The sequence below is a fragment of the Gordonia zhaorongruii genome, assembly GCF_007559005.1.
GTDB lineage: Bacteria > Actinomycetota > Actinomycetes > Mycobacteriales > Mycobacteriaceae > Gordonia > Gordonia zhaorongruii.
In genome coordinates, this window is record NZ_CP041763.1 from 1,629,980 (window position 1) to 1,642,598 (window position 12,619).

Below are 12,619 nucleotides of genomic sequence, written 5' to 3' on the forward strand. Positions count from 1 at the left end.
ACCCGCGGCATGCGGAAGAATGACCGTCATGGCTCACACCCCGCACCCCGCCGACAGTCACGATATGATCCGCGTTCACGGCTCCCGAGTGAACAACCTCCGCAACGTCCACGTCGAAGTGCCGAAGCGTCGCTTGACGGTGTTCACCGGGGTGTCCGGTTCCGGTAAGAGCTCCCTGGTGTTCGGCACCGTGGCGGCCGAATCGCAGCGTCTGATCAACGAGACGTACAGCGCGTTCGTGCAGGGATTCATGCCGACGCTCGCGCGCCCCGACGTCGACCTGCTCGACGGAATCACCACGGCGATCATCGTCGATCAGGAGCGGATCGGAGGCAACCCGCGGTCGACGGTCGGCACCATCACCGACGCCAATGCGATGCTTCGCATCCTCTTCAGCCGGTTGGGGAGCCCCGCCGTTCCGACGGCGAATGCGCTGTCCTTCAACGTGCCCACCGTCAGCGGCTCGGGTGCCATCCAGGTCGGTACCAAGAAGAAGACCAAGGCGACCTTCGATCGGCTCGGTGGCATGTGCCCACGATGCGAGGGCATGGGCGCAGTCTCGGACATCGACATGACGGAGATCTACGACGCGGACAGATCCCTCAACGAGGGAGCGATCAAGATTCCCGGGTTCAGCTCCGACGGATGGTACGGCCGCGTGTACGGCGGTTCCGGATTCTTCGACCCCGACAAGCCGATCGGGAGGTACGACGATCGCGAACTCGCCGACCTCCTCTACAAGGAAGCGGTGAAGATCAAGGTCGACGGAATCAACATCACCTACGAGGGCCTGATCCCGCGTATCTCCAAATCCATGCTGTCCAAGGACATCGACTCGGTGCAGCCGCACGTCCGAGCGTTCATCGAGCGTGCCGTCACCGCCGACACCTGTCCGGAGTGCGACGGCACGCGTTTGGCGGAGCACGCCCGCGAATGCCGGATCGACGACATCAGCATCGCCGATGCCTGCCGGATGTCCATCGCCGACCTGGCCGACTGGGTCGACGACTTGACCGAGCCGTCAGTCGCGCCGCTGCTGGAGAAACTGGGCGGGACCCTCGACTCGTTCGTCGAGATCGGTCTCGGTTACCTCGCCCTGGAGCGTCCGACGGGCACCCTCTCCGGCGGCGAGGCACAGCGCACCAAGATGATCCGCCACCTGGGGTCGGCGCTGACGGACGTCACCTACGTCTTCGACGAGCCGACCATCGGCCTGCACCCGCACGACATCGCGCGCATGAACAACCTGCTACTGCGCCTACGGGACAAGGGCAACACGGTACTGGTGGTCGAGCACAAGCCGGAGACGATCGCCATCGCCGATCATGTGGTCGACCTCGGGCCGCGAGCCGGCCGCGACGGCGGTGAGATCTGCTTCGAGGGGGACGTCGCCGGGCTTACTGCGAGCGATACCGTCACCGGCCGCCATCTGGGATACCGCAGTTCGCTGAAACAGACGTTCCGGGCACCGTCAGGAGCGATCGAGATCCGGGGCGCAGACACCAACAACCTTCAGAACGTCGATGTGGACATCCCGTTGGGGGTTCTGACCGTGGTGACCGGCGTCGCCGGATCCGGGAAGAGTTCGCTCATCCACGGGTCCATTCCGTCCGACGCCGATGTGGTCACCATCGACCAGACCGCGATCCGCGGCTCGAGACGAAGCAATCCCGCTACGTACACCGGTGTGCTCGAACCCGTCCGGAAAGCCTTCGCCAAGGCGAACGGAGTGAAACCTGCGTTGTTCAGCGCGAATTCGGAAGGCGCATGTCCTGCGTGCAAGGGCAACGGGGTGATCTACACCGATCTGGCGACGATGGCCGGTGTCGCGACGCCATGCGACGAGTGCGAGGGCAGGCGTTTCAGTTCCGACGTGCTGGAGTACACGCTGGGCGGACGAGACATCAGTGAGGTGCTGTCGATGTCCGTCGACGCAGCGGTGACGTTCTTCGCAGACGGGGAGGCCAGAACTCCTGCGGCGCACAGGATCCTGGTTCGCCTTTCCGATGTGGGCCTGGGCTACCTCACCCTGGGCCAACCCCTCACATCGCTGTCCGGCGGCGAACGGCAGCGCATCAAGTTGGCCACCGCAATGGCCGACAAACCGACGACGTACGTCCTTGACGAACCGACGACCGGCCTCCATCTCGCCGACGTCGAGCAACTCCTCCGGCTCCTCGACCGTCTTGTCGACAGCGGAAAATCGGTGATCGTGATCGAGCATCACCAGGCGGTGATGGCGCACGCGGACTGGATCATCGACATCGGTCCCGGCGCAGGACACGAGGGCGGCCGACTCGTATTCGAGGGGACGCCTGCCGCGCTCGCAGCCGACCGTTCGACGCTCACCGGCCAGCACCTCGCCGCGTACATCGGCGCCTGAGACGGTCAGGCTGCGTGCTGCGAGAGGTGCGTCGTCTCGCCGATCGTGACCGGCGCCGCTTCCATCGTGCGCATGAACCGCATCTGCTGCGCACGACCGCGGATCGCCGCTCGTTCGCGGCCGCCGGGCAGCAGCTTGGCGGCCGACCGGGCGAGATTCACCGGGGTCCGGAGGATCGGATACCAGGGGAGTGTCCGCGACGGGAGTCCGAGCTGAGTCATCGTCTTCCCGCCGAGGAAGAACATGCTCACCGATAGGTGCTGCGACTGCGCCAGGCGTCGCCGAAGGGGCTGCCAACGGGAGTAGTTCCAGCCGAGTGGGTCGGTCGCCATCGGACGCGCGAGTTGGGGTGACGTCTCGTCCGGATTCGCAAGGGCGGCCGACGTGTGGTGCAGGACGCGGATGGATTCCCGGAAGTCGCGCGGCAGGAACTCATCGTCGATGCCCATGAGCCAGCCCGCGTAGCGCGTCAGATGGGCGATCGCCTCGTACTCGGACGGCCTGCTTACCAGGCCCATCCCCAGTCCGCCGACCGACGGAGCAACGAGGGACCCCACGATGGTCGCCGCCATATCGGCCTGGTTGATCGGCAGGCCCCACTTGTCCGCATCCCAGTCGGGCATGGCCGTCACGTGCCGCCGAACCAGTGAATGGATGAATCGCACCCGCAGGGTGGATCGATAACCGACACCGTGTTTATCGAGGCCGCCGTCGGAGATGAGGTCGAATGCCCACTGGGAGGTCTCGGCGAACCGTTTGTTGGACCCTTTCTCCAGGGCTCCGGTCCGGAGGAGAGTCTGGTTGAAACCCGCGTACGTGTACCCCCCGACCAGCGCGACGTCGCGTGCGATGTACAGCCCGTCGGCCCCGCCGGTGTTCATCGTCTGAGCGGCGATCCGCAGCTTCTCGGAGTCGACCCAATCGGGCGTGTCCTCGACGACCGCGAAGAACTCACGCAGCGGCTCCGGTGCATCGGGGACGTTGGCGATGCCGTACTCGAGGGCCTCTTCGAACAGCGGTCGGGTCTCCTTGATCCCGACGCCGGCCATCCACGCGACGAGGCCGTCCATCAGCGGGTCGCCTTCGTGAAGCGCCTCCCCGATACGGCGGAACTCGTCGTCGCTCGGACCCCGCACGCCCACTGCGCGGGCGAAGATCGCGACACCGGGCGGCACCGATCGCGGCGCATCCGGGTGTCGGGCGGGAAGAGGTTTCACCTGCGTCGCAGCATCATCGTCGGGCATGTCCTCACGGACCTTCCAGTGACTCGGTTATTTGGGTAACGACCGTTACCCAAATCGTAGGCGTGACTAGAATGCCAGTCAATGGCCCGTAACGAGGTAGTGCGCGATTACGGCGGTGTCAGTGCCGACGACCGTCGAGAGCTCCGGCGACTGAAGCTGCTCGCGGCCGGTCGGCGTGCCTGGGGCGAGGACGGACTGGGGGAGATCACCGTCCGCGGCGTCTCCCGCGAAGCCGGATTGGCGTACCGCTACTTCTACGAGCACTTCGCCAACCGGGACGCGCTGGTACTCGCCGTCGCCGACCAAGTCCGGGACGAACTCGTCGCCACGCTCGTCCGGTCCAGCACCGAGGTGGGCGGCGACATCGCGAACCGGCTGCGCGGCGCATTGACCGCGTTCCTCACGACCATCGGCGACGATCCGCAGATGTTCCACATCATGACCTCGGACGTATCCGCGATCGACGGGATGCAACGGCGACGGCAGGACACCCTCGATCTCGTTGCCGAGGTGATTCTGCAGCAGCTGTCCGACCTGCCGGGGAATCGGGCCGGTGGGGAGAACACCGGTCAGCGGACAAGCTTCCAGGCAGTTCGATTCGTCGTCGGCGGCGTCAACCGGCTGATCGAGGCGTGGCTCGTGGAGCGCGACGTCAGTCCGGCGGAACTCGCGGACACGTGCACTCGTCTGTCGATGAGGGTCGCCGCAGACTGACCCCGCCCGGATCCTTCAGGGGAGGCCGTCAATGACGTTGTCGCGGATTCGGATTCAATGCGCGGAGTCGTCTGTGCGTTGAAAGAATCTGGTCTAGCCTGACTCTCAGATCAGAGGAGTGGACCACTGAACGGCATCTGGGAGTTCATCAGCAATCGCAAGTCGCAGCTTGTGGTCGATTCCTACCTGCACGTGAGTGCCGTCATCCAATGCCTGCTTCTCGCAACGGTCATCGGCGTGACGGTCGGGATTCTGGTGTATCGGAGTCCGGCCGGCTCCGCCGCAGCGACGGCGCTGGCTAGCACGATCCTGACGGTCCCGTCGTTCGCTCTGCTGGGTCTGCTGATTCCCGTTCTCGGTCTCGGCGTGCCGCCGACGGTGATCGCTTTGACGCTGTATTCGCTGTTGCCGATCGTGCGCAACACCATCGTCGGCCTCGGCGCCGTCGATCCGGCGGTCACCGACGCCGCGCGCGGCATCGGGATGAGCCGTGTCCGGGTCCTCACCCGTGTCGAGTTGGTGATGGCATGGCCGTCGATCCTGACCGGCATGCGCGTCAGCACGCAGATGGCCATGGGCATCTTGGCGATCGCCGCGTACGCGAAGGGCCCGGGGCTGGGAAACCTGATCTTCTCGGGCCTCTCGCGGGTGGGCAGCCCCACTGCCATTCCACAAGCACTCACCGGCACGGTTCTCATCGTGATCCTGGCTCTCGTCCTCGATGGGATCTACGTTCTGATCGGCCGTCTCACCACGTCGAAAGGCATCCGTTGAGCGAACAGAGCACACCATCGGGCAACGGAGTCTCCGGCGTGGAGATCGTGCTCGATCACGTGTCGAAGACGTACCCGGGACAGCAGGCCCCCGCAGTCGCAGATGTGTCGATGACGATCCCGGCAGGTGAGATCGTCGTATTCGTCGGGCCGTCCGGAAGTGGCAAGACCACCACGATGCGAATGATCAACCGGCTCATCGAGCCCACCTCGGGCACGATCACGATCGGTGGTCGTGACGCTCTGTCTCTCAACGCCAATAAGCTCCGACAGAGCATCGGTTACGCGATTCAGCAGGGCGGGATGTTTCCGCACATGACGGTCGCCCAGAACATCGCCGTGGTGCCGAAGCTCCTCAAATGGGGCAAGAAGCGAGTCGACGACCGTGTCAACGAACTCCTCGATCTTGTCGGACTCGACCCGGCGCAGTTCGCCGAGCGCTACCCACGCCAGTTGTCCGGAGGTCAGCAGCAGCGCGTCGGTGTCGCGCGGGCGCTGGCCGCCGATCCACCTGTTCTGCTCATGGATGAGCCGTTCGGCGCGGTGGACCCCATCACGCGAGGTCTGCTGCAGGACGAGCTGATGCAGTTGCAGGCCGAGCTCCGCAAGACGATCGTGTTCGTGACCCACGATTTCAACGAGGCCGTGAAGCTGGGGGACCGGATCGCAGTTCTCGGCGAGCAGTCCCGGATCCTGCAGTACGACTCGCCCGAGGCGATCCTCGCCAATCCCGCCAATGAGACCGTCGCTGGATTCGTGGGGCAGGGCGCCGCACTGCAGCAACTCAATCTCACTCGGGTGCGCGACGTGGAGGTGGAGCAGCGCCCCACGGCTCACGAGGACGATTCGGTCGCCGAGTTCCTCGACCGGATTCAGGATTGGGGCGTCATCCTGGACAGCAAGGATCGTCCGATCCGGTGGACTGATCGCGATCACCTCGCGAACGCCTCGTCGCTGAAGGACGTCGGGCTTCCGCTCGGCGAGATCGTCACCACCGCATCGACTCTGCAGGACGCGCTGGAGGCCATCCTCGCCGAACGGAACGCCTCCACCGTCGTGACCGGATCGCGAGGCCGGTACGCGGGGGTGATCACCATCGAGACGCTGGTGGAGACGATCCGATCCCTGCGCGAAGAGCACCAGGACGATCCGCCGATCTCCGAGCCGGCGATCGGCGACGCACGAACCACCGAAGGCCCCGGGCGATGACCGCCTCGACCGCATCCGCCGAAGCCAAGGTCGGCCGCGCCGGCGTGGTCCAGCTGCTCGCCCAGCCCCTCGTCGTGGCGGTACTGGCCGGTGGTGTGCTGATCTGGGCGTTCACTCGTGATCTCACGGACACGCAGAAGGCGACGATCAACACCTCGTACATCGGGCAGCTGACCGGCGAGCACCTGATGCTGACGATCGCGATCACGGCCATCGTGCTGTTCATCGCCGTACCGGTGGCGGTTCTCGTCACGCGCAGCCGGTTCCGGTGGTTGGCACCGATCTTCATCGGTGTCGCGAACATCGGCCAGGCGGCGCCGGCGATCGGCCTGCTCGTTCTGTTCTTCCTGTGGACGGCGACCACCGGGTTCTGGATCGGAGTGCTTCCAGTCGCGTTCTATTCGCTCCTGCCAGTGCTGCGCAACAGCATCCTCGGGCTCAACGAGGTCGATGCGGCGACCAAGGATGCGGCGAAAGGGCAGGGGATGTCCGAAGGCAAGGTCCTGCGGCAGGTCGAGCTGCCGTTGGCCGTTCCATTCATCCTCGCAGGCCTGCGGACCTCCCTCGTGCTGGCAGTCGGCACCGCCACGCTCTGCTTTCTGGTTGACGCGGGTGGCCTCGGCATCCTGATCGACACCGGGTACAAGTTGCGCGACAACGTCACGCTGATCACCGGCGCCATTCTGGCGGTGTGTCTGGCGCTGATCGTGGATTGGTTCGGGGCCTTGGCCGAACGCTATCTGGGACCGAAGGGACTCCGGTGAGAATCAGACGTCGCCCCCGCCCACTGCGTGCACTGGTCGCAACCTTCCTCGCGGTGGTCATGGTGGGTTCGGCTGCCGCGTGCGGATTGCAGTCCGGCGGTGCGGTTCCCCTGCCGGTCGAGCCGGGATCGATCACCGAACAGCCCGAACTTCAGGACGTGAAGCTGACAGTCGGATCGAAGGACTTCACCGAGCAGGTGATCCTGGGCTACATTCTCGAGTTCGCGTTATCGGCAGCAGGCGCCGACGTCCGGGATCTGACCAACATCCAGGGCTCGAACTCGGCTCGGGACGCCATGCTCGCCGGTCAGGTCGACCTTGCGATCGAGTACACGGGCACCGGCTGGATCAACTATCTCGGCAATGAGAAGCCGATCCCCGGTGCGCAGGAGCAGTTCGACGCGGTTCGCGACGAAGACCTGAAGCAGAACGACGTCGTGTGGATGAACGTCGCACCGCTCGACAACACGTATGCGCTGGCCGTGAATCAGCGGAATCAGCAGAAGACCGGCGTGCACACGCTCTCGCAGTACGCCGACTTGGTGAAGCGTGATCCGGGCGCCGCGAGCACCTGCCTCGAAACCGAGTTCCGCAGCCGCCAGGACGGGTTCCCCGGTATGGCTGCCGCATACGGTTTCAATCCGGGCGCGGCGCACACTCAGATTCTTCAGACCGGAATCATCTACCAGGCCACCGCGAACGGCAATTGCGCGTTCGGCGAGGTCTTCACCACCGATGGACGGATCAAGGCGCTGGACCTCGCCCTGCTCGAGGACGACAAGAGCTTCTTCCCCAATTACAACGCCGCACTGACGATGCGCAAGGAGACGGCGGACGCCTATCCGATCCTGCGTCAGGTGACCGCGCCGGTGATGAGCGCGCTCACGTCCGAGGAGATCAGCGAACTCAATCGGCAGGTCGACGTCGAAGGGATCGAACCCGCCGAAGTGGCGCGCGACTGGATGGTCGCGAAGGGATTCGTCACCATCTGAGCCGACTCCGCGCGCGGACCGGAGCAGTCGATCGCGGAGCGCGGTGAGCATATGCTGAAACGTGATGGGCGCCACTCATCCGATGTGTAAGGTCGCAATCAATTGCAGGAGAGGAGTCCCGGTGGACTTGTTGAAGTGGAGTAAGCGCCCAGCAGCCGGCGTCGAGGCGAAGACACCGACCGCGAACATCGTGCGGGGGCTGCTGGCACGAGCGACCACGCCGCTGCTGCCTGACGACTACCTCCACTTGATCAACCCACTGTGGTCGGCACGTGAGCTGCGCGGGGAGATCCTCGATGTGAAGCGGGAGACCGAGGACTCGGCCACTGTGACCATCCGGACCGGGTGGGGCTTCCCGTCGTCGTACCAAGCGGGCCAGTACGTGGGGATCGGACTGCAGGTCGAGGGCCGCTGGCATTGGCGGTCGTACTCGCTGACGTCGATCGGTGATGCCGTCGACGACGTGATCACCATCACCGTGAAGGCGAACCCGGACGGCTTCCTCTCGACGCACCTGGTGGATGGCGTCGCACGCGGTACCGTCATCCGCCTGGCCGCCCCGAAGGGCGACTTCCATCTGCCCGAGCCGCTGCCCGACAAGATCCTGTTCGTCACAGCGGGAAGCGGAATCACGCCGGTGATGGCCATGCTGCGGTCCATCAAGGCGCAGTCCGCAGCAGTGGACATCGTCCACATCCATTCGGCGCCCAGCAAGGACGACGTCATCTTCCGCGACGAGCTCGAGAGCCTGAGCGCGGACATGGCATCGTACGACCTGCGGCTGCAGATGACGCGCGAGCAGGGCAAGTTCGACACGGCCGAACTCGAGGACCGGGTTCCCGACTGGCGGGATCGGATCTGCTGGGCCTGCGGCCCCGTCGCACTTCTGGACTCGGTGGAGAATCATTACTCCGCAGCCGACATGCGGGACCGCCTGCACATCGAGCGGTTCGCGATCGCGCGCACCGACGTCGGCGGTGAGGGCGGCACCGTCACCTTCACCAAGTCCGGCAAGTCGGCGGAGATCGACAGCGCGACGACGATTCTCGAAGCCGGCGAGGAACTCGGCGTGCAGATGCCCTTCGGTTGCCGAATGGGCATCTGTCAGACATGCGTAGTACCGCTCGCCGGCGGCTACGTGCGAGACCTGCGCAGTGGAGACGAGCACCGCGAAGGCGAGCGGATCCAGACGTGCGTCAGCAGTGTCTCCGGCGAATGCACCATCGACCTGTAAGGAGGCGAAATGGCAATCACTGACATCGATCAGTATGCACACCTGACCGAAGCGGACGTCGAGGCTCTCGGTGCCGAGTTCGACAAGATCCGTCGTGACATCGAGGAGTCACGAGGAGAGGAAGACGCTCGGTACATCAGGCGTGCTATCGCCCTGCAACGCGGGTTGGCGGCGAGCGGCCGCGTCGCCCTGATGTTCAGTAACCGGAAGTCGGCCTGGGTCATCGGCACGGCGGCCCTGGGCGCGGCCAAGATCATCGAGAACATGGAGCTCGGCCACAACGTCATGCACGGCCAGTGGGACTGGATGAACGACCCGGAGATCCATTCATCCTCCTGGGAGTGGGACAGCACCTGCCCCAGCGTGCAATGGAAGCACTCCCACAACTTCGTGCACCACAAGTACACGAACATCGTCGGCCTCGACGACGATGTGGGCTACGGAATTCTGCGAGTCACCCGGGACCAGCCGTGGGAGTGGTGGAACATCGGGAACACCTTCTACAACCTGATGCTCGGCACATTCTTCGAGTTCGGCGTCGCGCTGCACCATGTGGAGACCGAGAAGCTGCGGAACAAGCAGAAGACGCTCCGGCAGGCGTGGAAGGATCTCCGGATCATCGGACGCAAGGTGGGCAAACAGGCCACCAAGGACTACCTGGTGTACCCGGTGCTGTCCGGGCCGAACTGGAAGACGACGATCACCGCGAACGTCACGGCCAACATCATCCGGAACTACTGGACGTACATGGTGATCTTCTGCGGTCACTTCCCGGACGGGGCGGAGAAGTTCACCGTCGAGGAGTACGAGACCGAGGATCAGGCGCGCTGGTACCTGCGGCAGATGCTGGGCTCGGCCAATATCAATGCCGGGCCGGTGATGCGGTTCGCAACCGGAAATCTGAGCCATCAGATCGAGCATCATCTGTACCCGGACCTGCCGAGCAACAGGTACGAGGAGATCGGCGTACGGGTACGCGCATTGTGCGAGAAGTACGACCTTCCGTACACGACGGGATCGATCTTCGTTCAGTACGGACAGTCGTTCCGCACGATCGCGAAGCTGGCACTGCCGAATGCCTTCCTGAAGGCGACGGCGGACGACGCTCCGGAGACCGCATCCGAACTGCGCTTCGCCGTCCGCGAGGGCGTCCAGCAGCAGTTCGGCGTCGATCCGGCCACCGGCAGGCGACGCGGCTTGCGGACGGCTCTGCGTGAACTGAAGGAGATGCCGGTACAAGCCGCCGGTTGACGCCTCACCCGCACGGGCTCTCAGACGACACTTCGTCGTTCTCGGGAGTCCGTGCGAGTCTGCCATCCCGATCGTTGGAGTGCGGGAACGTCATCGTCCGCCTCGGGGTACCCGATGCACAGGTACGCGACGAGAGCCCAGTCGTGAGGTACGGCCAGGGCAGCTGTGACGTCGTCGGGGTCGAGGATGGACACCCAGCCGACGCCCACACCTCTGGCGCGCGCCGCGAGCCACAGGGTCGAGACAGCTGTCGCGACCGAGTACTCCATCGTCTGCGGCATGGTGCGCCGACCGAGGCCGTGCCCCTGTTCGCTGTCCGGGGAGCAGAGCACAGCCAGGTGAATCGGTGCATCACGCAGTCCTGACAGTTTGAGTGTCGCGTATCTTCGGGCGCGGTCTCCTCGATATCCCTTGAGCGCCTCCGCATTGCATCGCTCGAACGACGCGGCGACCTTCTCCCGCGGTGCCGTCGACCGGACCTCGACCCAGCGCCACGGCTGACTGTTTCCCACCGACGGCGCGAGTTCGGCCGAATCAAGCATCTCGTCGAGGAGCCCGGGTTCGATCGGCTCCGTCCGGAATCGGCGCACGTCGCGTCGCCACCGCAGCAGCTCGTCGAATTCCGCGATGAAGTCCGTCTCGAAAGCCTTACGGTGCATCATCATCTGACCGTACTGCCATCGATGAATCCCGAGGTGAACTCGGTTACGGCGCGAGCGCGCTCCCAGCCGTCAGCTGCCACTGCCCGGCGGACAGGCTGCCGGTCATCTCATACGTTCGGTCGTACCCGGTGGAGCTGATACGCCAATCGCCATCGCCGGCCCGCCGGTACGTGTCGCGATAGAACGCGGCACCGATGATCATGACGTCGTAGTCGGGAACGATCACCCGATCTTGGAGGTACCAGGTGCCGGTCGCGGTATCTCCGTCGATGCGGATGATCGGATGATCCACGCGATGCTCGGTGATCATGGTCCCGCTCATCGCCTTCCGGAAGTACGCCAGAACCGAGGCTCGATCGGTGAACACCAGGGGTGTGCCCTTGACCTTCGTTCCGTAGTCGGTGCGGACGTCTTCGGTGAGCGTGCGTTCGAGACCGTCCCAGTCCTTGGTGTCCACCGCACGCAGGTAGCGGTATTTGAGTTCCTCGATGTCGCGGAGGTCGTCGTGGAGACTCATCACAGATCGGGAAGGGGCAGCTCGAAGTTCGGGGCGCCGATACCGCCGTCCACCTCGATCACCTTGCCGGTCAGATAGGCGCCGGCCGGACTCGCCAGGAAGACAGCAGTTCCGGCTACCTCGTCGGGATCGCCCAGCCGCCGCAGCGGAGTCTGCCCTTCGATAGCTCCGCGCATCTCGTCGTCCGCCGCCACGTAGCTGAGGGCGGAGGTCAGTACCGCACCGGGCGCGATCGCGTTGACCCGGATGCGAGGCGAGAGGTCTGCCGCCGCCAGCCGAGTGTAATGCGCCACGGCCGCCTTGCTCGTTCCGTAGGCGAGGAAGCCGCGACCGGCTAGGCGTCCGATCGCCGACGACACGTTGATGATCGAGCCTCCGTCCGCGTTCTTGAGTATCTCCGGTACGGCGGCGACGGTGAGCGCGTGGGTTGTGCCGACATTGAACGAGAACGCGGATTCCAGATCCGCGACGCTCGTGTCGAGAAAGGGCTTGGGCATCGCGCCGCCGACGTTGTTGACCACGATGTCGACACGGCCGAGTTCCTGCATCGCGGTGCCGACGAGACCGGCCGGATCGTCTTTCGAGAGATCGAGGGGAACCTGGACTGCGCGCCGTCCCGCTGCCTCGATCCCAGCGGCGACGTTCTCAAGGTCCGCGGTGGTGCGCGCCGAGATGACGACGTCTGCACCTGCCTGAGCGAGGCCGATCGCGATCGCCGCGCCGAGGCCGCGCCCGGCACCCGTCACGATCGCGGCTTTGCCGTCGAGCTGGAACTTGTCGAGCACTTAACACCTCTTGCACGTCGGGTATTCGGTCACGAACCGCCGCCGAGAAACGGGCGCGGTCCGGATTCGATTGTGCACGTGCCCCGGCTCG

General features: G+C 64.9%; 12 protein-coding genes. 8 read left to right on the forward strand and 4 right to left on the reverse strand.

Features of this window, described 5'->3' with window-relative positions; genetic code table 11:
* Positions 1 to 28 precede the first annotated feature (28 nt).
* Positions 29 to 2,383 (forward strand): ATP-binding cassette domain-containing protein, encoded by a 2,355-nt coding sequence (locus FO044_RS07550; RefSeq protein ID WP_412917636.1) that lies wholly within the window; start codon positions 29 to 31, stop codon positions 2,381 to 2,383.
* A 5-nt stretch (positions 2,384 to 2,388) separates the two neighbouring features.
* On the opposite strand, the gene FO044_RS07555 is transcribed toward FO044_RS07550, so the two are convergent.
* Entirely contained in the window at positions 2,389 to 3,627 is a 1,239-nt protein-coding gene (locus FO044_RS07555; RefSeq protein ID WP_132994272.1) for an oxygenase MpaB family protein, read from the reverse strand.
* A gap of 81 nt (positions 3,628 to 3,708) precedes the next feature.
* Here FO044_RS07555 and FO044_RS07560 point away from each other — a divergent pair, with 81 nt between their 5' ends.
* The 7 genes from FO044_RS07560 to FO044_RS07590 all read left to right on the forward strand — a co-directional run bounded on the left by FO044_RS07560 (position 3,709) and on the right by FO044_RS07590 (position 10,564).
* Positions 3,709 to 4,341 (forward strand): TetR/AcrR family transcriptional regulator, encoded by a 633-nt coding sequence (locus FO044_RS07560; protein ID WP_132994271.1) that lies wholly within the window; start codon positions 3,709 to 3,711, stop codon positions 4,339 to 4,341.
* A gap of 126 nt (positions 4,342 to 4,467) precedes the next feature.
* Positions 4,468 to 5,115, forward strand: coding sequence for an ABC transporter permease (locus FO044_RS07565; protein WP_132994270.1), 648 nt, complete (start codon positions 4,468 to 4,470; stop codon positions 5,113 to 5,115).
* On the forward strand, positions 5,112 to 6,323 hold the full coding sequence (locus FO044_RS07570; RefSeq protein WP_132994269.1) for an ATP-binding cassette domain-containing protein: 1,212 nt from the start codon (positions 5,112 to 5,114) through the stop codon (positions 6,321 to 6,323). Before FO044_RS07565 ends, FO044_RS07570 begins: the two co-directional genes overlap by 4 nt.
* A complete protein-coding gene (locus FO044_RS07575; protein WP_132994268.1) occupies positions 6,320 to 7,087 on the forward strand; it encodes an ABC transporter permease in 768 nt (255 codons plus the stop codon). The genes FO044_RS07570 and FO044_RS07575 overlap by 4 nt, the downstream gene beginning before the upstream one ends.
* Positions 7,088 to 7,146: 59 nt before the next feature.
* Entirely contained in the window at positions 7,147 to 8,079 is a 933-nt protein-coding gene (locus tag FO044_RS07580) for a glycine betaine ABC transporter substrate-binding protein (protein WP_132994400.1), read from the forward strand.
* 121 nt (positions 8,080 to 8,200) lie between these two features.
* Positions 8,201 to 9,313 (forward strand): ferredoxin reductase, encoded by a 1,113-nt coding sequence (locus FO044_RS07585; RefSeq protein ID WP_132994267.1) that lies wholly within the window; start codon positions 8,201 to 8,203, stop codon positions 9,311 to 9,313.
* A 9-nt stretch (positions 9,314 to 9,322) separates the two neighbouring features.
* Positions 9,323 to 10,564 (forward strand): fatty acid desaturase family protein, encoded by a 1,242-nt coding sequence (locus FO044_RS07590; protein ID WP_132994266.1) that lies wholly within the window; start codon positions 9,323 to 9,325, stop codon positions 10,562 to 10,564.
* Positions 10,565 to 10,584: 20 nt separating this feature from the next.
* Here the strand turns inward: FO044_RS07590 and bluB are convergent, their stop codons facing one another.
* Genes bluB through FO044_RS07605 form a run of 3 tightly spaced genes read right to left on the reverse strand, consistent with a single transcriptional unit; the run spans position 10,585 to position 12,528 of the window.
* Entirely contained in the window at positions 10,585 to 11,223 is a 639-nt protein-coding gene (gene bluB, locus FO044_RS07595; RefSeq protein WP_132994399.1) for a 5,6-dimethylbenzimidazole synthase, read from the reverse strand.
* Positions 11,224 to 11,269: 46 nt separating this feature from the next.
* Positions 11,270 to 11,743, reverse strand: a complete 474-nt coding sequence (locus tag FO044_RS07600; RefSeq protein ID WP_132994265.1) for a nuclear transport factor 2 family protein — start codon at positions 11,741 to 11,743, stop codon at positions 11,270 to 11,272.
* Complete coding sequence (locus FO044_RS07605) at positions 11,743 to 12,528, reverse strand: SDR family oxidoreductase (RefSeq protein ID WP_132994264.1); 786 nt, start codon at positions 12,526 to 12,528, stop codon at positions 11,743 to 11,745. Before FO044_RS07605 ends, FO044_RS07600 begins: the two co-directional genes overlap by 1 nt.
* Positions 12,529 to 12,619 lie beyond the last annotated feature (91 nt).

What these genes read in the sequence shown, in the direction of transcription:
- FO044_RS07580 (WP_132994400.1), top strand. Translation starts at nt 7,147, where the DNA reads ATGGTGGGTTCGGCTGCCGCGTGCGGATTGCAGTCCGGCGGTGCGGTT.
- FO044_RS07575 (WP_132994268.1), top strand. Translation starts at nt 6,320, where the DNA reads ATGACCGCCTCGACCGCATCCGCCGAAGCCAAGGTCGGCCGCGCCGGC.
- FO044_RS07560 (WP_132994271.1), top strand. Translation starts at nt 3,709, where the DNA reads ATGGCCCGTAACGAGGTAGTGCGCGATTACGGCGGTGTCAGTGCCGAC.
- FO044_RS07600 (WP_132994265.1), bottom strand. Translation starts at nt 11,743, where the DNA reads ATGAGTCTCCACGACGACCTCCGCGACATCGAGGAACTCAAATACCGC.
- FO044_RS07555 (WP_132994272.1), bottom strand. Translation starts at nt 3,627, where the DNA reads ATGCCCGACGATGATGCTGCGACGCAGGTGAAACCTCTTCCCGCCCGA.
- bluB (WP_132994399.1), bottom strand. Translation starts at nt 11,223, where the DNA reads ATGCACCGTAAGGCTTTCGAGACGGACTTCATCGCGGAATTCGACGAG.
- FO044_RS07550 (WP_412917636.1), top strand. Translation starts at nt 29, where the DNA reads ATGGCTCACACCCCGCACCCCGCCGACAGTCACGATATGATCCGCGTT.
- FO044_RS07590 (WP_132994266.1), top strand. Translation starts at nt 9,323, where the DNA reads ATGGCAATCACTGACATCGATCAGTATGCACACCTGACCGAAGCGGAC.